The organism is Shimia sp. R10_1 (genome assembly GCF_017744095.1).
Taxonomy (GTDB): Bacteria; Pseudomonadota; Alphaproteobacteria; order Rhodobacterales; family Rhodobacteraceae; genus Shimia.
This window is the reverse complement of sequence record NZ_JAGHQX010000001.1, coordinates 779,455-798,434: the sequence shown is the minus strand read 5'-3', so window position 1 is coordinate 798,434 and position 18,980 is coordinate 779,455. Positions and strand designations below refer to the sequence as shown.

Genomic DNA, 18,980 nt, shown 5'->3' with positions numbered 1-18,980 from the left:
TAATTCGCATCACACCAGTACCGCGCCGCCGGCTTCGATTGCGCCCTGCGTGCTGGCTTCTCCCAGAAGCATTTCATTGTGCGGCTTGCCTGATGGGATCATCGGGAAGCAGTTCTCGTGTTTTTCCACCAGACAGTCGAAGATCACCGGGCCATCGTAGTTGATCATTTCCATGATCGCCTCGTCCAGATCGTCTGGATCGGAGCAGATGATGCCTTTGGCGCCAAAGGCTTCGGCGAGCTTCACAAAATCAGGCAGCGCCTCAGACCAGCTGTGGCTGTAGCGTTCGCCGTGCAGCAGCTCCTGCCACTGGCGCACCATGCCGAGGCGCTCGTTGTTGAGGATGAACTGTTTCACCGGCAGGCGGAATTGGACCGCGGTGCCCATTTCCTGCATGTTCATCAGCCAGCTGGCTTCGCCAGCCACGTTGATCACGAGGCTTTCGGGATGCGCCACCTGCACGCCGATGGAGGCGGGGGTGCCATAGCCCATGGTGCCGAGGCCACCGGAGGTCATCCAGCGGTTGGGATCTTCAAAGCCGAGGTATTGCGCGGCCCACATCTGGTGCTGGCCCACCTCTGTGGTGATGTAGCGGTCGTGGTCTTTGGTCAGGGCCTCAAGACGCTCCAGCGCGTATTGAGGTTTGATGACCTTGCCTTCCTGCGTGTATTTCAGGCACTCAACCTTGCGCCATTCGCTGATCTTGCTCTGCCAGTTGGCAATCGCCTCGCGGTTCAAATTGCGGCCGCGCGCTTTCCAGACTTTCAGAATGTCGGTCAGCACGCTTTCCACATCGCCGACAATCGGGATGTCCGCCTTGATCACCTTGTTGATCGAGGAGGGGTCAATGTCGATGTGCGCCTTGATGGAGTTCGGCGAGAAGGCCGAAATCAGGCCGGTGATACGGTCGTCAAAACGCGCGCCGATGTTGATCATCAGATCGCAGTCATGCATCGCCATGTTGGCTTCATAAAGTCCGTGCATGCCCAGCATGCCGAGCCAGTTCTCACCGGACGCCGGATAGGCACCCAGACCCATCAGGGTGGAGGTGATCGGAATGCCGGTGGCATCCACCAGTTCGCGCAGCAGCTGCGAGGCCTTGGGGCCCGAGTTGATCACGCCGCCGCCGGTGTAAAACACCGGGCGTTCAGCCTTTTCCATCGCCTCAACCAATTCGTTGATCGCGGTGATGTCACCTTTGGTCTGTGGCTCATAAATTGTGGTGTCCGACTTCTCCGGTGCGGTGTAGGTGCCAGAAGCGAACTGCACGTCTTTGGGGATGTCGATCAGCACAGGGCCGGGGCGGCCAGAGCGCGCCACGTGGAAAGCCTGATGCAGGGTTTCGCTCAGGGTTTCAGTCTCTTTCGCGAGCCAGTTGTGTTTGGTGCAGGGGCGGGTGATGCCCACGGTATCTGCTTCCTGAAAGGCGTCAGAGCCGATCATGAAGGTTGGCACCTGTCCGGTGAGCACAACGATTGGAATGGAATCCAGCAAAGCATCGGTGAGGCCGGTGACGGCATTGGTTGCGCCGGGGCCGGATGTCACCAGCGCCACGCCGACCTTGCCGGTGGAGCGGGCATAGCCCTCTGCCGCATGCACCGCGCCCTGCTCGTGACGCACGAGGATGTGGCGGATGTCATTTTGCTGAAAAATCTCATCGTAGATCGGTAGGACGGCTCCCCCCGGATAGCCAAAGACTGTGTCCACACCCTGATCCTTCAGGGCTTGAACAACCATTTTTGCTCCGGTCATCTGACGTGTCATCACTCTCTCCGTTACCGACGTCATTTCACATTCGTTGCGCACAAAAAAACCCTCGCTTTTGGCGAGGGCGCATGGGGTACCATTATGGTGTCCGTTACCGGCCCATGCGCCAATTTCTTAGAATGACGACTAGCTGTTGCATTGCGTCCGTCCTCAAGTTGGGTTCCATTGTGTTCGAACCGGACCTTATGTGTGCTGCACAGCGGCGTCAACAGGGAATGAGATGTGGAAAGCACATTTTTGGATGAAAATCTTTGCATTTGTTGCGCGGATTGTGGGTCTTTGTGAAATTTGAGGAAAAATCATGGGTGAATTCCAATTGAAACAGATCACGCCCTTCGTCCCTTGTCGCGACTTGGCGTCTCAAATCGGCTTCTACCGGGACGTGCTGGGCTTTGAACTGGGCTTTCAGGCTGACAATTATGCTTTCATGAAGGCAGGGGAGGTGGCCATTCGGCTGATCGAAGTGGACGCTGGTGCGGACCTGTCAGGTTGCGAGACATCTTTCTATATTGATGTGTCGGGGATCGACGCGCTGTATGCGCATTTGCGGCCTCAGCTGGATCGCTTGCCTGCAGCCCGCGTGCGGGCGCCTTTTGATCAAGACTACGGTCAGCGCGAATTTCATGTGAAAGACGAGGACTGCACGCTGGTGTTTTTTGGTGAGACGATAGCGGGCTGATCGGTGCCTGAACGGCTGCGTTTTGGCCGGTCGGCTGTCGTCAGAGGCGCACGCCAGTGCCTTGCAGAACACCGTGTTCCATCGCGTAGCGGGTCAGGCCGGCGGTGGAGGAAATGCCAAGCTTGCGTTTGATGTTTTTGCGGTGGGTTTCCACGGTGCGCACAGAAATATCGAGATCAATGGCGACCTGTTTGTTGGACTTGCCCTGCGCAAGTTGCAGCAGCACGGTCTGCTCGCGGCTGGTCAGCGGCTCGCGGTCGTTTTGATCGCCAGGAGAGAGTGATCCTGCGGCCCCGGTGCAGAGATACCGCTCCCCCTGCATCACCGCGTCGATGGCGGTTTTGATTTCTTCGGTGGGCACGTCTTTGAGCACATAGCCCATGGCGCCATGGCTGAGGGCCGTGGAGATATACTCTGGGCTGTCGTGCATCGAGAGGATCAGCACGCGGAGCTCTGGGTTCATCTCGAGCAGCATTTCGGTGGCTGTCAGCCCGCCAATCTCAGGCATATTGAGATCCATTAGCACAACGTCGGGCGCAAGCGCTGTCATTTGGTCCACCGCCTCGCGCCCGTTGGACAATGTGCCAACGACCGTGATGTCATCATAGCTTTCCAGAATGCTTTCGATGCCTTCGGCGACCATCGGATGATCGTCCACAATCATGACTTTGATGGTGGGGGTGTCCGCTGGGGCTGTCATGCGCGCGCCTTTCTACTTTTGTCCGATCCTTCGGTTTCCGGGGTCAGAATGTGGCTCAGCGGGACTTCTGCCACAATCACCGTGCCAGAGCGAGATGAGAATATGCGCAGGGTGCCATCGAGCTGCTCGACCCGTTCTTGCATGTTGCGCAATCCAAGACCGACGCGTTCAGCTGGTGCATTGTCTTGTGGCAGGCCATGGCCGTTGTCGGCGATGCGCAGCGTCGCGCCGCGCTTGTGGCCGCGCAAGTCCATCGTGACTTCGGTGGCGCCGGAGTGGCGTTCGATATTGGTGAGCGCTTCCTGTGCGATGCGATAAAGCGCGATTTTGGATTCCTGATCGAGCCGGTTGCGGAACACAACGGTCTTGAAGGCGACGTGAATGCCGGTGCGCGCCGCATATTCATCGGTCAGCACCTTGAGCGCCGGGCCGAGCCCCAGATCATCCAGCACACCGGGGCGCAGATCGCGGGAAATGCGGCGCACCTCTTGAATGGCGCTCGACAGGTGGTCGATGCCTTTGTCGAGCGATTGCAGGCCGCGTTCGTCTCCGGCGTTGACCCGCCTGCGGGCGCTATCGAGCGCATAGCGCACGCCCACAAGCAATTGGGAGATGCCGTCATGCAGCTCGCGGGCCACGCGTCCGCGCTCTTCTTCTTGGGCGTCAAACACCCGCTGTGTCAGCGCTTTGAGTTTTGTGTCTGCGAGGCGTCGTTCACGTACGGTGATGACAAAGCCTGAGGCAAACACCAGAAGCAGCGCGGCGAAGGTGATGCCAAGGATATAGACGGAGGTGCGTTGCACACGCTCCTCCACATCGGCGCGGGCGGCGGCGACGCTTTCGAGCACATCGTCGATAAAGATGCCGGTGCCGACGACCCATTGCCAATCCTGCAAGCCGACGGAGTAGGTGACCATGCGCGCGGTTTCATTGGTGCTGGGTTTTGTCCAGTCAAAGCTGTGATAGCCACCGCCAGAGCGCGCGATCTGGATCAGCGGGTCGGTGATTTCTGTGCCGTTGAGATCGGTCATGCCGCGCCAGTTTTTGCCAATCAGATAGGTCTGACGTGGGCTGACGAGGTTGTTGCCCTCATAATCAAACACAAAGAAGTAGCCATCCGGGCCATAGAGCATGGAGGACAGAATTTGGGTGACAGCGAGTTTTGCGGCCTCATCATCCGGCGCGGCGCGGCCGTAGATATTGATGAAAGCTGTGCGGGCAATCGAAATGTAGTTTTTCAGTTCCGCTTTCTTTGCTTCGATCAGCTGTGCCTCCAAGGCGCGGATTTCCCGCTCTGCCAGTTGGCGGGATTGATTGGCCACCAGCATTGAGATTGCGGCCACCGCCAAGATCAAAGGGAGGGTGGCGAGCAGGAAGAGCTTCTGTCCGTAAGACAGGCGCAGGATGGAGAAGAGGTTTTGCATATCTGATTCGTTACGGAAATTTCATGGCGAATCAAAGAGAAGATTCGTGGCACAGGCGCTCCCATCACAAGCGCAGCAGAGGCTTAATACCTGAATTGGTCGGGTTTTTTTGCCATTTGCCCGCTTTCTACGCGGTAGTGGGTATTTCTTCTACGTAGGGGCAACGCTAGGCTCGCCCTACTTCAACGATCCGCCCGGACTCTCTGAAGGGAGGCCCGGGCCGAACAAATTTCTGGGAGGAAAACCTACATGGATCGTCGTTCTTTTCTGAAAACTTCTGCTCTGGGCGGCACTGCAGCCGCGGCAACCACTCTGGCCGCACCTGCATATGCACAAGGCAAGCGTACTCTGACCATGGTGACCTCTTGGGGTCGTGGTCTGGCAGGCGTGTTTGATGCGGCACAATACGCAGCAGACACCATCACTGCGATGTCTGGCGGTGACCTGACCGTGGAAATCAAAGCGGCTGGCGAACTGGTTGGCGCGTTTGAAGTGTTTGACGCCGTGACCGCGGGTCAGGCCGACATGTACCACGCGGCGGACTACTACTTCGTAAGCCAGCACCCAGGTTACGCCTATTACACCGCTGTTCCGTTCGGCATGACCGCACAGGAACTGGTGAACTGGTACTACCACGGTGAAGGCCACGCGCTGCACGATGAGCTGGGCGAAATCTTTGGTCTGAAATCCTTCCTCGCGGGCAACACCGGCGCGCAGGCAGGTGGCTGGTTCTCCAAAGAGATCAACGGCCCAGAAGACTTCCAGGGCCTCAAGTTCCGCATGCCAGGTCTGGGTGGCCAGGCGCTGGGCAAAATGGGTGCTTCCGTTCAGAACCTTCCAGGTTCCGAGGTGTATCAAGCGCTGGCATCCGGTGCGATCGACGGCACCGAGTGGATCGGCCCATGGGCAGATGAAAAAGCTGGTTTCCAGGAAATCACCAAATTCTACTACACCGCAGGCTTCCACGAGCCAGGTGCGGGTCTGTCGCTGGCGACCAACCGCGAAGTCTTTGACAGCCTGTCTCCTGCGCACCAGAAGATCATCGAAACCGCAGCAGCCGCAGCGCACCAGTGGAACCTTGCTCAGTTCCTCAACAACAACGGTGCCGCACTTCAGCGTCTGCAGGCGGGCGGCGTGAAAACCCTTGAGTTCCCTGACACTGTTTGGGATGCGATGGGTGCAGCGTCTAAAGAGACTCTGGACAGCTACATGGATGATGAGCTGTTCGCCAAGATCCGCAACTCGGTTGAAGACAGCATGCGTGCCTCTTCCGGCTGGCTTGTGAAATCTGAAGGTGTGTACCGCGCCCAGCGTGACCGCATCTTGGGCTAAGCGCACCGATCGCTAAAGCCATAGACCCCTCGGGAAGCTTTCCGAGGGGTCTTTTGCTAAAAATGCCCGACGGTCTGGCGGTGCCGTCTGTACGAACAAAAAGGGGATGAGGGGACATGCTGGACGGTCTGGTCTGGTTGTTTTCCAACATTGGCCAAGCTTTTGTGAATGCCGCTTATGCGGTGACACATCCAAACAGCTGGCTGAGCTGGATAGGCGGCCTTGAGACCACCGAGGACAAACAAGCGTTGATGCGGTTTGTTTACTATGGTGGCTCGGTCGAGTTTTTCTTTGTGGTGTTTACGCTGTTTCTGATCGCAACGGCGATCGGGATCTGGCGCAACTCTTTCATGTGGGGCTGCGTGCGCGTTCTGGAGGGCTTTGCCAACACGGTGGGCCGTTTCTTTGCGTGGGCGGGCCTGTTGATGGTGCTTCAGCAGATCGTCATCGTTTTCATGCAGCGGATTTTCACCGTGGCAGAGATTTCGCTGATCTGGAAAGTGGACTGGCTGACGGCGGATGTGAGCTGGTGGGCCGAAGAGCTGAAGCTATATAATGCGATGATCGTCTGCCTGTGTGCGACCTACACCTTTGTGCAGGGCGGCCATGTTCGGGTTGACTTGATCTACTCCACCATCAGCCACCGTGCGAAGCGCGTGGTCGATATGCTGGGGTCGCTGATCTTTATGATGCCAGCGGCTGTGCTGACGTGGATGTACGGCTGGTACTTCATGTGGCGTCACCTTGTGACACCGAAGGTTTCGGCCTCTGACAAGCTGTCTCTGCTGGAGAAAAAAGCGCGCATTTTGAAGTGGAACGTGGAAACCATCGGCTTCTCGCCAAACGGGTTTAACGCCTACTTCCTGTTCAAAGTGCTGCTGGTGCTTTTCGCTGGCATGGTCTTTTTGCAAGCCATCGCCTTCTTCTATCGCTCCTTCCTTGAATTCAAAGAAGGCGCAGCAAGTGCAGGCAAATACCTTGACCGCGATACGCTGGGTGAAGGTGAAGAAGCCTATGAAGGCACACACTGATCTAAGGGGCAGAACTTATGCTATTTGGACTTGATGGGGTCGAAGTCGGCCTGATTATCGTCTTCCTCTGCCTCTTTGGGGGCATTCTCTCCGGCTTTCCGGTGGCTTTTGCTATTGGTGGGGCAGGGGTGATTTCTTTCGGGATCATTGCGGCGCTCGACAGTGCCGGGATCCTTATTCACCAAGCGATTGACACCAGTTCGGCGATGTATGCCGATTTGATCGCACAGGGGGTCAAAGCGGATACAATCTCAATCTTCCGATACCCGGATCTGCCACGCTATGCAGAGCCGGTGTTTGCGGGCGGTTGGGAGCAAGCGATGGACCGCAACATCAGCTTTATCGTGAACCGGATGAACGAGCGTGTGCTTGCCGGTCAGTCGATTGAAACGCTGCTGGCGGTTGTGATGTTTGTTCTGATGGGCATCACGCTGGAACGCTCCAAGATCGCAAACGATCTGCTGACCACCATGGCGCGCGTCTTTGGCCCGCTGCCCGGCGGTCTGGCGGTGTCGGTTGTGGTTGTGGGCGCTTTCCTTGCAGCGTCTACCGGTATTGTGGGCGCAACGGTTGTGACCATGGGCCTTCTGTCGCTGCCAACCATGCTGAAGCACGGCTATAATCCGAAGCTGGCAACAGGTGTGATTGCGGCGTCTGGGACGCTGGGTCAGATCATTCCACCATCCATCGTGATCGTTCTGCTCGGCACGCTTGCAGGCGACCTCTACTCTGCGGCACAGGAAAACCGTGCGCAGGTGGCAGGCTGTTCTGATGCGTTGACCTTCCTTGGCGAACCGGCGGTTGTTTCTGTGGGCACATTGTTCCAGGCGGCGCTGATCCCCGGCATCATGCTAGCGGTGCTTTATGGTCTTTATGCCTTTGGATATGCGCTGTTTAACCCGAAAGAAGCCCCAGCTGTTGAGCTTGGTGCCTCTGGTGGGGAAGCTGTCACCCGTGGTGAAAGCCTGACATGGTTCCTTGCGGTGCCTGCGGGTCTGATTGCAGGTGTGATCCTGCTGGGTCAGGTGAACTTCATCGGTAGCCAGAATGTGACGGTCGACAGCTTCTCTGATGCGGGCAAAACCGCAAGCTTGCGCACCAATGTGAGCGAAGAGTGTCGTGCCTCTATGATTGATCTGCATGGGCAGCTGGCGTGGGATACCGCCGTGGCTGAGCAGGCGGCGATTGATGAGGCCGGCGGTGTGGCAGAAGCCCGCGCGCTGACCGACGAGGAACGCGCTGATGCACGTGCCGCGAAGATCGCGGCGGCAGCGCCTATCGGCTCTGGCATTGCGATTGGCTTCCTGCTGCTGGCACTGGTGATCACCACTGCGCGTGGGGTTTCGCCAAGTGCGGACCGCACACCGCTGATTGTTGGCGGTGCAGGTGTGGCGCTGGCGTTGCTGGTGGATATTGTCCTGATCTCGCCGGTCACCACGCCGGGCTGGACGCTGATCTATATGGCGATCCCATTGGCGATGACGCTTTATGGTGTGCGCTATGCGGCGGGGCTGCTTGGCAAAAACGATCTGCTGCGCGTGGTGTTTCCACCGCTCGTGCTGATCATTGCGGTGCTGGGCTCGATCCTTGGCGGCATCACCAACCCGACGCCCGCAGCGGCGCTGGGCGCAGGTGGTGCGATCATGCTGGCGGCTTATCGCAAGCTGCAGGATCAGGAGCGTTCTGGCGCGATCATCATCTGGGCCACATTTGCGGTGATCATCATGATCCTCGTTGGTGTGAACTTTGATCTGCGCGTGAATCAGGCTGAAGTTGAGGTCGAGAACTACCTCGCCTTCTTCGCGGCCAAAGGGGCGTATCTCTTTGCCATGTTCGGTCTGCTTTACGGCTGCTGGGTGCTGTTCCGCGGTAAGGTGCTGACCCCGATCGTGCGCGAAACGGCCAAGGTGACCTCCATGGTCTTTACCATTCTGATCGGCTCCCAGCTGCTCAATCTGGTGGTGATCAGCTTTGGTGGGGAACACTATATCCAGCAGTTCCTGCAGTCCTTTGACAATGAGTTCAAAGTCTTCCTGATCGTGATGCTGGTGCTGTTTGTGATGGGCTTTGTGCTCGACTTCCTGGAGATCATTTACATCGTGATCCCAATTGTCGGCCCGGTCATCTATGGCGGCACCTTTGATCCCAAGTGGGTGACCATCATGATCGCGGTGAACCTGCAGACCTCGTTCCTGACGCCGCCCTTTGGCTTTGCGCTCTTCTATCTCAGAGGCGTTGCACCCAAGGAGGTCACGACCGGGCACATCTATAAGGGCATTATTCCCTTTGTGCTCATCCAGGTCGTTGGTCTGGCGATCCTTTGGTACTTCCCCTCCATCGTGACGATCCTGCCGGATCTGCTCGGCGGCTGAGTATAGAGATCTAAGACACAGAAACGGGGGCCATCTGGCCCCCGTTTTTCGTTTGTGACGTGGTGCGGCGTTCAGTAGCGCGCCGCGCGGTTGATCATCACAGAGCCCATGACAAGATCGGTCAGGCCCTGTTTGCGATCGGTGGTGAGCATCAGCACAATCGAGATGATCTGCAGGATCGGGAAGGCCACAGAGATGGTGAAGCCCAATGTGTGCAGGAAGGCCGCGCCAAGATCGAAGCGGGCGCCGTTTGATTGGCGCATCTGAAGCGACATCAGGCGCATGCCCCAGGTGGCGGAGCCGGTGGTGATGGTCACCACGCGATAGGCAAAGCCAAACACAAACAGCAGTGCGCCAAAGAACAGGATGCCGGTGAAGGCCGTAAAAGGCAGCACCAGCACACAGATCACAAAGATCACGGCGGTGTCGATGAACCAAGCCAAAAGCCGCTTGAACGTCACATCCTGATAGAACTCAGCCTGTGTGTCTGGATCAGGCAAAGTGTAGCTGCGGTGGTGCGTGTCGTGGTGGCTCATGGCCCTCCCTCCGGGGTGAGTGTGATGTGTGTTTTTTCAAAGCGAAGCAGCGCGGAAGGGGGCTTCCGCGCCACATCTTAACAAGTTGTGAGGGCTTACGCGTCTTCGGTTTCTTTGGGCGCGTCGGCCGCTTTGGTGGCGCGTTCGTCCATGAATTGGTCAAATTCGGCTTTGTCCTTGGCATCGCGCAAACGCTGCAGGAATTCTTCAAAGCTCTTCTGTTCGTCTTCCAGACGGCGCAGGGTTTCGTCGCGGTAGGCGTCAAAGGCGCTGTTGCCGGTTGGGGTCATGACATGCATCCGACGCGAACAGCTGCGGCTGCGGTGAGATTTCTTGAACATATCCTTGCTCCAGATCATGTAAAACAGAAGGGCCAGACCGACGGGCCAGAAGAACACAAAACCAAGCACCATGGCGGCGATCCAGGCACCTTTGCCTTTGCTGTCAAGCCAAGCCTCGCTTCTGCCAAACCAGCCAAGGTGGCGGGTGTCGGCGGTATGTGCGGTTGCGGCAGGGGTCATTGGGGTCTCCGAAGTTGGTGTTTCTAGCTACGCTGTGATTGGGTATGTAAATCCCTTTCACATTACCTAGATTGGCACTGCAGGCTTTGATTGCAAGCCAGAATGTGAATAGTTTTTACATTTTGGTGATAAGATATTGTTTTTGAATGTTTTTATCTGTCTAAAAAAGCAAAGCTACAGGCTGAAAGCGCCAATCTCAGCCCGGGTCAGGGCGCACAACTCTTTTGGTTCGATGCAAAAAACGTGATGTGGTGTGCCTGCTGCGGCCCAGATCTGTTCAAATGCCATCAGGTGTTCATCCATAAACACACGGATGGGGGAGAGGTGGCCCACCGGGCTGACCCCGCCAATTGCAAAGCCGGTTTGATTGCGCACCACTGTCGCATCCGCACGTTGCAACGCCAGACCCGCCAGCGCGGAGGCGGCTGCCAGATCAACCTGCCTGCCACCGGCCGTCAGAAAGAGCACCACAGTCTCGCTGTCCTGCGCCTGAAAGATGATGGATTTTGCGATTTGATCCACATGGCAATTGACGGCCTTTGCCGCCATTTCTGCGGTACGTGCGCCATCGGTTTCGCGGATATCGACGGCGGCACCGGCCGCTTCGAGCGCGGCGCGTACACGTTTGAGGCTTTTGCTCATCTCTCATGAATCCTGTTTGGGTTGATGTCTGGGGCAGCATAGGGCACGGAAGGGCCATGAAAATAGAAAACGATTTGAAAGCCAAGATTGCAGCTCTGGAGGGCCGCGTGTGGACCGCATTGGTCAAGGGGGATCCAGCGGCTGACGCTGCTCTTTTGTCGGCGGATTTTCTTGGAGTGTACCCCAGTGGGTTCGGCAGCAAGGCCGACCACGTGGGACAGCTGGCTGAGGGCCCGACGATTGCGGATTTTCGGCTGTCTGAGATGACGTTTCGAGCGGTCTCGGCAGATGGAGGCTTGCTGGTGTACCGGGCGGATTACCTTCGGGTTGGCAGCACCGACTGGGAGGCCATGTTGATCAGTTCACTTTGGCAGCGCGCAACGGATGGCGCATGGCGCAACAGTTTCAGCCAAGACACCCCGCTTACGGATGTCCCAGTTCCCTAAGCGTCTCTCATTCGGCGAGTATCCCGGGCGAGCCACATCGCAGCTGTGGCAAGGGGGGCGCCCCTTTTGCCATCACGCCGCATTGACCTTCGCGGCTTGTGGGTTTCAAAGTCCCCCCCATGACTTTTGCATCCCAAATCACCCGCTTGCCACATGCCTATGATGCTGATCTTGGGGCGGAGGCCTGCGCCGCCGTGCCGGGGCTGTCCGGCGATCTGGCCAAGCTGATCACGGGCACCGCAGGCTCTAGCCCTTACCTGAAAGGGCTGATCCACAAAGAGGCAGATTGGTTGCCAGAAGCGCTGTTGGATGCAGACGCCGCGCTGGCGCAGCTTTTTGCGGCGCTGAAAGAGAGCGCGCCCGATCAGCGCGCCACAGTGTTGCGTGCGGCCAAGCGCAAGGTCGCACTGCTGACCGCTTTGGCGGATCTGTCCGGGGCGTGGTCGCTTGAAAAAGTCACCGGAACGCTGACCGATTTTGCCGATTTGGCGAGCCAGCTGGCGCTGGAGGCCACCATCGGGGCAGAGATCCGGCGCGGCAAGCTGCCCGGTGCCACAGAGGATGATATCCCGACAGCCGGGGGCATGGTCACGCTGGCAATGGGGAAAATGGGGGCACATGAGCTGAACTACAGCTCTGATATTGACCTGATCTGCCTGTTTGATGAAACGCGGTTTGACCCAGATGATTATCACGATGCGCGCGCCAGTTTCATTCGGGCGACGCGCAAGATGGCGGCCATGCTGAATGACATCACCGGCGAGGGTTACGTGTTTCGCACCGATCTGAGGCTGCGGCCCGATCCGGCGGTGACCCCGGTGTGTATCGCGATGGAAACAGCGGAGCGCTATTATGAAAGTCTGGGGCGCACCTGGGAGCGGGCGGCCTATATCAAGGCGCGGCCTTCGGCAGGGGATCTGGAGGCCGGGGCGCGGTTTCTGAAAACGCTGACGCCCTTTGTCTGGCGTCGGCATCTGGATTTTGCCGCCATTCAGGACGCCCACGACATGCGCCTGCGCATTCGCGAGCACAAGGGGCTGGGCGGTGAGATTTCACTGGATGGCCACGATATGAAGCTGGGCCGGGGCGGCATCCGGGAGATCGAGTTTTTCACGCAGACACGGCAGTTGATCGCAGGCGGGCGCGATCCTTACTTGCGTGACCGTCATACGGTGCCGGGCTTGCGCAAGCTGGCCTCCAAAGGCTGGGTGCCTGATGAGGTGGCAGAGGCGCTGAGCGACCACTATCGCTTTCACCGCGAGGTGGAGCACCGGGTGCAGATGGTGGCTGATGCGCAGACTCACCGGTTGCCACAGGGGGCCGAAGGCTGGGGCCGGATTGCTGGTTTGATGGGGCGCGACATTGATGATCTACAACAGGAGCTGCGTGCGCGGCTGACTGAAGTCCATGATATGACCGAGGGGTTCTTTGCGCCAGATGCGGCGGCCTCTGAGGCGGTGGAACATGCGTTTGATCCGGCTGTTCTTGGCCGCTGGCAGACCTATCCCGCCCTGCGCAGCGCGCGGGCCACTGAAATCTGGAAGCGGCTGCGTCCTGAGATTTTGCGCCGTCTGGCGCAGACCCCGCGCCCGGATGAGGCGGTGTTGGCAATGGATGGGTTCCTGCGCGGGTTGCCCGCGGGGGTGCAGCTGTTTTCCCTGTTTGAGGCCAATCCGCAACTGATCGACCTGCTGATTGATATTGTGGGTACGGCTCCTGCGCTGGCGCAGCATCTGTCGCGCAATTCCGGGGTGTTTGACGCGGTGATCGGCGGTGGCTTCTTTGCGCCATGGCCGGGACAGGCCGCGCTGACGGCTGAGCTTTCTGAACGGCTGGCGCAGGAAAGCGACTATGAGGCGCAGCTGGACAGCACTCGGCGTTGGGCCAAAGAATGGCAGTTCCGAATTGGGGTGCATCACCTGCGCGGACTCATGGGGGCCGAGGAGGCGGGGCAGCAATATGCCGATCTGGCCGATGCTGTGCTGGGCGCCCTGTGGCAGCCCGTTGCCGACCAATTTGCCGCCAAGCATGGGCCGATGCCGGGGCGGGGGGCTATGGTGCTTGGGATGGGCTCTCTTGGCGCGCGCCGCCTGAATGCGACCTCCGATCTGGATCTGATCGTGATTTATGATGCGGATGGGGTTGAGGGATCAGAAGGGCGACGCCCCTTGGCGACACGGCCCTATTATGCGCGCTTTACGCAGGCTTTGGTGACCGCGCTGAGCGCGCCGATGGCGCAGGGGCGGCTCTATGAAGTGGACATGCGCTTGCGGCCTTCAGGCACGCAGGGGCCGGTGGCGACCTCGCTGGCGTCCTTTAAGAACTATCAGCAGACCGAAGCCTGGACCTGGGAACATCTGGCGCTCACCCGGGCGCGGCCTGTGACCGGAGCGCCAGAGTTGATGGCGGAGGTGGAAGCTTTCCGGCAGGAGCTTTTGACGCAGCCCAAGACACCAGCCAAGGTCGCGGCGGATGTGGAGGAGATGCGCGCCCGGATCGCCGCTGCGAAGGCGCCGGATGGGGCTTGGGATGCCAAGATCGGCGCTGGACGACTGCAGGACATTGAGCTGTTAAGTCAGACGGCGGCCTTGCTCGCGGGGAGCCCGCGCCGTGCCGTTACCCAGGGTTTGCAGGCGGGGGTCGCAATTGGGTGGCTGAACGCCGACAATGTGACAGAGCTGGCGGCCACTTATCGGCTTTGTTGGCAGGTGCAGCTTGCGTCCAAATTGCTGTCGGGTCAGACCATTGATCCGCAACAAATTGGCGAAGGTGGACGCGCATTTCTATTGCGTGAGACGGGGGCTGCAGACATAGAGGCGCTGCAAACACAGATGCACATCGCGTGTGATGCGGCAGCAACAAGCATCGACGCGGCGCTGGCACAGACAAACCTGATCGCCAAAAGGGAGGCGTGACATGGATCTTTCGCAGTTTGACCCCAAGGGGCTGATCCGGGAAAGCTATCAGATTGACGGCATTGCGTTGCCGGAATGTCGCTCGATCTTTCTGGATTGGGCGCTTTCTTTGCCGCAGGACAGTGATACGCAAGCGGCGATTGACGCTTTGCTTGCGCATTATGGCGCGGAGTTTCCTGACCACCCAATGAGCGAGGTGCTGCGGGACGGCCAGGTTCAAATGACCGCGCCACGGCGTCGGGGCGGGTGGCGGAGCCGTCCGCGGGACTGACAATCCGTATTGATTTTAGGGGGTTGTCGGTTTGACTCAATTCCCCTGAAAAGGTCCGACCCCCGCCGCAATCGCGCCCAAATTGGGGGGCATCTTGATCGACAGAAATAAAAGGCGAAATCCGCCGAAGGAGTCGATCATGTCACTTATGCGTGTTGTTGCAGCAATGGTTTTGGGCCTTGGCGTGAGTGCCTGTGCCTCTGTGGATACTGCCAGCCGGAACGCGCCGTTTGATGTGGCCTCCACCGAGATTGCAGCTCCGGCGCCGTCGTACCAGATGGCTGGATTTGAAGTCACAGTGCCGCGCAGCCTGCGGGTGTCTGAGGCCAACACCTACTACCCGGGTGGAGATATCGTGTGGCGCGGGGACGCCTATGGCGATCGATATGAACAAGTCAAAGCGATGTTTGAAGAGGGGGTGCGCCTTGGTGGCGGGCCGCTCGTAGGTGCGCGCCCGGTGCATGTGCAGATTGAAGTGAGCCGCTTTCATGCGCTGACCGAGAAGACGCGGTACAGCGTAGGCGGTGTGCATGCGATTGAATTCACGATGACAATTGTGGATGCGCAAAGCGGCGCTGTGCTGCGTGGGCCCAAGCCAATTAAGGCAAGCTTGACCGGGTATGGGGGGCAAAAAGCACTGGCCGCTGAGGCCCGTGGCCTGACCCAGAAGTACCGCATCACCCACCACCTTGCCTATGTGGTGCGTGAAGAGCTGACCAAAGCACAAGGGTTTGTTGGACCAAGCCGGGGCGCCAGCAAGACGGTTCAGCCGCTTGCGCCAATCGGGACAGAGGCAAGCGCTCTGACCACGGCAGAGCTGAACTGAGCCTGAGAGGGCTTTTCACATCCCAAAGAACACAGTAGGAGGGCGGCATGTCTATGCCGTCCTCTTCCGTTTCCGCCGCCGGTGATCTGCCGGTTGTCCGCCTTAAGCCCAAAGCCAATGCTCGTGCGATCCGCCATGGCTTTCCCTGGGTCTATGGCAATGAGCTTGTGACCGACCGGCGCACCAAAGCGCTGACACCGGGCACATTGGCTATTCTGGAAGACGACAACCGCGCGCCTATCGGGTTGGTGGCGACCAACAGCCAGAGCAAGATCTTCTGCCGGATGATCTCGCGCGATGTCACAACCGTTGTGGATCAGGCGTGGTTTGAGGCCAAATTTGCCTATGCTCTGGCGATGCGGGAGCGGCTCTACGCAACGCCCTATTACCGTCTGATCCACGCCGAAGCGGACGGGCTGCCCGGCGTTGTGGTGGACCGTTTTGGCGATATTGCGGTAATCCAGCCCAATGCGGCTTGGGCGGATGCGCGCCTTGATATGATGGTGGCCGCATTGGCCAAAGTTACCGGGGTCAGCACGATCCTGATGAATGGCTCTGGCCGTGCGCGCAGCCTGGAAGGACTGGAAGAGCACAGCGCCGTGATGCTGGGCACAGCCCCGGATGCACCTGTCCCTGTGGTGATGAACGGCGCGACCTATATGGCGGATCTGACCGGTGGGCAGAAGACGGGTTTGTTTTATGACCAGCGCCCCAACCACGGCTTTGTGGCCGGGCTCTGCAAAGATGCGAAAGTGCTCGATGTGTTTTCTCACGTCGGGGGCTTCTCGCTGGCCGCGCTGGCAGGCGGCGCATCTGAAGCCCTGGCGGTGGATGGCTCTGCCGCTGCGTTGGAACTGGCGCAAGCTGGCGCCGCAGCTGCTGGCGTGGCAGATCGTTTCTCCACCCGCAAAGGCGATGCCTTTGACGTGCTGACCGCTTTGGCGGAAGAAGGCGCGCAATTTGATGTGGTGATCTGTGATCCGCCAGCTTTTGCGCCGTCCAAGCCTGCGCTGGAAAAGGGCCTGCGGGCTTATGAACGTGTGGCGCGACTGGCCGCACCGTTGGTGGCAGACGGTGGGTATCTGGGCCTCTGTTCCTGCTCCCATGCTGCGGATGTGGCGCGATTCCGGGGCGCAAGCCTGCGCGGAATTGGCCGGGCAGGGCGTCAGGCGCAGCTCTTGCACACAGGTTTTGCCGGGCCAGATCACCCGCTGATGCCGCAACTGGCGGAAAGCGGATATCTCAAATCGCTGATTTTCCGCCTGTGAGGCGCGCGCTTTGAAACGGCTCTTGCTCGATGCTTGCGTGCTCTATCCGACAGTGATGCGGGAAGTGCTTTTGGGTGTCGCCAAGACCGGAGCGTTTCAACCGCAATGGTCGGCGCGCATTCTGGAAGAATGGGCACGGGCGGCGCGCAAGATCGGCCCCACAGGGGAGCCGCAGGCGCGCAGCGAAATTGCGCTGATCCGCGCCGACTGGCCCAAGGCAGAGGTGACTTGGCCCCAAGGTTTGCAGGACCGTCTCTACCTGCCGGATGAGAACGACACTCATGTTCTGGCGGCAGCGATTGCGGGCTCGGCTGACGCCATTGTCACGATGAATGTGAAGGATTTCCCGCGCCATATTTTGGCGGAAGAAGGCGTGGCGCGCATCGGGCCGGATGAGCTGTTGCGCAAATGCTGGGAAGAAGATCCCGAAGGCGTGGCGCAGGCGTGTGAGGCCGTGCGCCGTGAGGCAGAACGGCTGAGTGGGGAGCCTTGGGAGATGCGTGCGCTGCTCAAAAAGGCACGCCTGCCCAAGCTGGCCAAAGCTGTGAGCCGTTAAGCAGCCATGGGGGCACTGCCCCCGTCATATCAGGGATATGACTCCCCCGGGACATTTGACGAATGAGAAGCGTGCTCAGGCTTGCGTGAGGCCCCAGTCGGTTTCGAGCTTTTCAATCGCTTTGATACGCTCTTCTGTTTTGGGGTGGCTGAGCAGCCATGCGGGTGTGCTGGCCCCATGGGCGCCTGTGAGGTGGCTGAGTTTTTCAAACAGGGATTTCTGCGGCGCTGTGCCAATGCCGGATTTTACAAGCAGGGCGGCGGCATAGGCATCGGCTTCAAATTCATCAGAGCGCGACAGTCGTGCCATCAACAGCGATAGGGCCGCGCCGGAGATCACCGCACCAAGACCGGGCAAAAAGCGGTTGAGCACCATGGCCAGCGCCGTGCGCAGCGCATTCTGGCCGGAGAAGTCGATCATACGACGGCGCGAGTGGCCGAGGGCCACATGACCGAGTTCATGGGCGATCACACTGGCCATTTCTTCGGCGCTGACCGAGCCCTGACGGTAGCGTTCATAAAAGCCGCGGGTGAGATAGATTTTGCCATCTGGTGCGGCGAGGCCATTCACCGGCTCGATTTCGTAGATGTGCACCCGGATGCGCGGCAAATCGAGGGCTTTGGCCATATCTTTGATCAGCGGCATGAGGCGGGGATCTGCCAGCTCTGTTGAGCGGGCTTTCAGCTCCTTGGTGGTGCGCCAGGCAGAGAATTTGAAAGACACGATCCCCATGATCAGGGCGAGAAGTATGGGCATGAATTTGATCATGACCAAGATATGGGGCGCACAAAGGTAAGGTGCAACTGCATTGACAGCTTCATGTGCCACAGGGTGTCATAACCGCAGTTTTGTTTCAGGTGAGGAGTGTGGCGGATGTTTGCGCCCGATGTTGTTGAAGAAATTTCCAAGATTGCTGAAGAACTGACTGTGGAGCCTGCGGCCTTGTTGGCTGTGGCGCAGGTTGAAAGTGGCGGGCGGGTGTTTGCCACGGTGGATGGCAAAGACATGCCGTTGATCCGTTGGGAAGGGCATTACTTTCATCGCGAACTGCCTGTGGCGTTGCGTAAGAAAGCGGTGCGGGCTGGGCTGGCCTCAACCGTGGTGGGCGGCGTGAAAAACTCCAGTTCACAACAGGTGCGCTACAATCTGCTGGCGCGGGCCAAGAAGCTGCATGAGGTGGCCGCCTTGCGCAGTTGCTCTTGGGGGCTGGGGCAGGTGATGGGGGCCAATGCCGAGTGGATTGGCTATCAAGATGTACATGCGCTGGTGGCGGATGCGGTGTCTGGTGCGGCGGGGCAGGTGCAGGTCATGGCCAATTTCATTCGCCGCGCTGGGCTGGTGGATGAGCTGCAGGCGCTCAACTGGGCGGCGTTTGCGCGCCAGTACAATGGGCCGGGCTACAAGGTAAACAAATATGACATTAAGATGGCCCGCGCCTATGCGGCGTTCGGCGGGTCTGGGGAGGTGGCGGAACCAGATGAACTGGTGTTGCGCACGGGTGCCTTGGGGGAAGCGGTGCGAGAGTTACAGCTGCTGCTGCGGCGCGCGGGCCATGGCGTTTTGATTGATGGCGATTTTGGTCCCGCGACCAAGCGCGCGGTGATGAATTTTCAGCGTGACAATGGGTTGGGTGTGGATGGCGTTGTTGGGCCTGCCACCTGGGCTGCGTTGGAGGCAAAAACGCCCTGAGGGCC

18 protein-coding genes are annotated in these 18,980 nt (G+C 59.0%); 11 read left to right on the top strand and 7 right to left on the bottom strand.

What is annotated here, in order from left to right; genetic code table 11:
• Positions 1 to 9: 9 nt before the first annotated feature.
• Positions 10 to 1,764, bottom strand: coding sequence for an acetolactate synthase 3 large subunit (locus tag J7413_RS03745; protein WP_209096526.1), 1,755 nt, complete (start codon positions 1,762 to 1,764; stop codon positions 10 to 12).
• Between the two features lie 304 nt (positions 1,765 to 2,068).
• Here J7413_RS03745 and J7413_RS03740 point away from each other — a divergent pair, with 304 nt between their 5' ends.
• On the top strand, positions 2,069 to 2,446 hold the full coding sequence (locus J7413_RS03740; RefSeq protein ID WP_209096524.1) for a VOC family protein: 378 nt from the start codon (positions 2,069 to 2,071) through the stop codon (positions 2,444 to 2,446).
• A gap of 40 nt (positions 2,447 to 2,486) precedes the next feature.
• On the opposite strand, the gene J7413_RS03735 is transcribed toward J7413_RS03740, so the two are convergent.
• Both J7413_RS03735 and J7413_RS03730 read right to left on the bottom strand, forming a co-directional pair.
• On the bottom strand, positions 2,487 to 3,146 hold the full coding sequence (locus J7413_RS03735; protein WP_209096523.1) for a response regulator transcription factor: 660 nt from the start codon (positions 3,144 to 3,146) through the stop codon (positions 2,487 to 2,489).
• Positions 3,143 to 4,570 (bottom strand): cache domain-containing protein, encoded by a 1,428-nt coding sequence (locus J7413_RS03730; RefSeq protein WP_209096522.1) that lies wholly within the window; start codon positions 4,568 to 4,570, stop codon positions 3,143 to 3,145. The genes J7413_RS03735 and J7413_RS03730 overlap by 4 nt, the downstream gene beginning before the upstream one ends.
• A 249-nt stretch (positions 4,571 to 4,819) precedes the next feature.
• Here J7413_RS03730 and J7413_RS03725 point away from each other — a divergent pair, with 249 nt between their 5' ends.
• The 3 genes from J7413_RS03725 to J7413_RS03715 all read left to right on the top strand — a co-directional run bounded on the left by J7413_RS03725 (position 4,820) and on the right by J7413_RS03715 (position 9,305).
• A complete protein-coding gene (locus tag J7413_RS03725) occupies positions 4,820 to 5,902 on the top strand; it encodes a TRAP transporter substrate-binding protein (RefSeq protein ID WP_209096521.1) in 1,083 nt (360 codons plus the stop codon).
• Between the two features lie 116 nt (positions 5,903 to 6,018).
• Positions 6,019 to 6,933 carry a TRAP transporter small permease subunit gene (locus tag J7413_RS03720; RefSeq protein ID WP_209096520.1) on the top strand — a complete coding sequence of 305 codons (915 nt, stop codon included), beginning with the start codon at positions 6,019 to 6,021 and terminating at the stop codon, positions 6,931 to 6,933.
• Positions 6,934 to 6,950: 17 nt separating this feature from the next.
• Complete coding sequence (locus tag J7413_RS03715) at positions 6,951 to 9,305, top strand: TRAP transporter large permease subunit (RefSeq protein ID WP_209096519.1); 2,355 nt, start codon at positions 6,951 to 6,953, stop codon at positions 9,303 to 9,305.
• Positions 9,306 to 9,376: 71 nt separating this feature from the next.
• Here J7413_RS03715 and J7413_RS03710 read toward each other — a convergent pair whose 3' ends face one another.
• From J7413_RS03710 to J7413_RS03700, 3 genes are all read right to left on the bottom strand, one after another.
• Positions 9,377 to 9,841: an RDD family protein gene (locus J7413_RS03710; protein WP_209096511.1), complete on the bottom strand. Its 465-nt coding sequence runs from the start codon at positions 9,839 to 9,841 to the stop codon at positions 9,377 to 9,379.
• Between the two features lie 95 nt (positions 9,842 to 9,936).
• A complete protein-coding gene (locus J7413_RS03705) occupies positions 9,937 to 10,362 on the bottom strand; it encodes a DUF2852 domain-containing protein (RefSeq protein WP_209096509.1) in 426 nt (141 codons plus the stop codon).
• 174 nt (positions 10,363 to 10,536) lie between these two features.
• Entirely contained in the window at positions 10,537 to 11,004 is a 468-nt protein-coding gene (locus J7413_RS03700; protein WP_209096507.1) for a YbaK/EbsC family protein, read from the bottom strand.
• 56 nt (positions 11,005 to 11,060) lie between these two features.
• Here J7413_RS03700 and J7413_RS03695 point away from each other — a divergent pair, with 56 nt between their 5' ends.
• The 6 genes from J7413_RS03695 (at position 11,061) to J7413_RS03670 (ending at position 17,286) form a co-directional block, all read left to right on the top strand.
• Positions 11,061 to 11,450 (top strand): nuclear transport factor 2 family protein, encoded by a 390-nt coding sequence (locus J7413_RS03695; RefSeq protein ID WP_209096505.1) that lies wholly within the window; start codon positions 11,061 to 11,063, stop codon positions 11,448 to 11,450.
• 119 nt (positions 11,451 to 11,569) lie between these two features.
• Positions 11,570 to 14,365: a glutamine-synthetase adenylyltransferase gene (locus tag J7413_RS03690; protein ID WP_209096503.1), complete on the top strand. Its 2,796-nt coding sequence runs from the start codon at positions 11,570 to 11,572 to the stop codon at positions 14,363 to 14,365.
• A 1-nt stretch (position 14,366) separates the two neighbouring features.
• On the top strand, positions 14,367 to 14,636 hold the full coding sequence (locus tag J7413_RS03685) for a hypothetical protein (protein WP_209096501.1): 270 nt from the start codon (positions 14,367 to 14,369) through the stop codon (positions 14,634 to 14,636).
• A gap of 139 nt (positions 14,637 to 14,775) precedes the next feature.
• A complete protein-coding gene (locus tag J7413_RS03680; protein ID WP_209096499.1) occupies positions 14,776 to 15,462 on the top strand; it encodes a DUF6778 family protein in 687 nt (228 codons plus the stop codon).
• Positions 15,463 to 15,509: 47 nt separating this feature from the next.
• Positions 15,510 to 16,730 (top strand): class I SAM-dependent rRNA methyltransferase, encoded by a 1,221-nt coding sequence (locus tag J7413_RS03675; protein ID WP_209096497.1) that lies wholly within the window; start codon positions 15,510 to 15,512, stop codon positions 16,728 to 16,730.
• 10 nt (positions 16,731 to 16,740) lie between these two features.
• The gene (locus J7413_RS03670) at positions 16,741 to 17,286 is read left to right on the top strand and encodes a PIN domain-containing protein (RefSeq protein ID WP_280636487.1); all 546 of its coding nucleotides are present in this window, start codon (positions 16,741 to 16,743) and stop codon (positions 17,284 to 17,286) included.
• Between the two features lie 75 nt (positions 17,287 to 17,361).
• Here J7413_RS03670 and J7413_RS03665 read toward each other — a convergent pair whose 3' ends face one another.
• The gene (locus tag J7413_RS03665; RefSeq protein WP_209096750.1) at positions 17,362 to 18,054 is read right to left on the bottom strand and encodes a M48 family metallopeptidase; all 693 of its coding nucleotides are present in this window, start codon (positions 18,052 to 18,054) and stop codon (positions 17,362 to 17,364) included.
• A gap of 105 nt (positions 18,055 to 18,159) precedes the next feature.
• On the opposite strand from J7413_RS03665, the gene J7413_RS03660 reads away from it, so the two are divergent.
• Positions 18,160 to 18,975, top strand: a complete 816-nt coding sequence (locus J7413_RS03660) for an N-acetylmuramidase domain-containing protein (protein ID WP_209096495.1) — start codon at positions 18,160 to 18,162, stop codon at positions 18,973 to 18,975.
• The last annotated feature ends 5 nt before the right edge of the window (positions 18,976 to 18,980 follow it).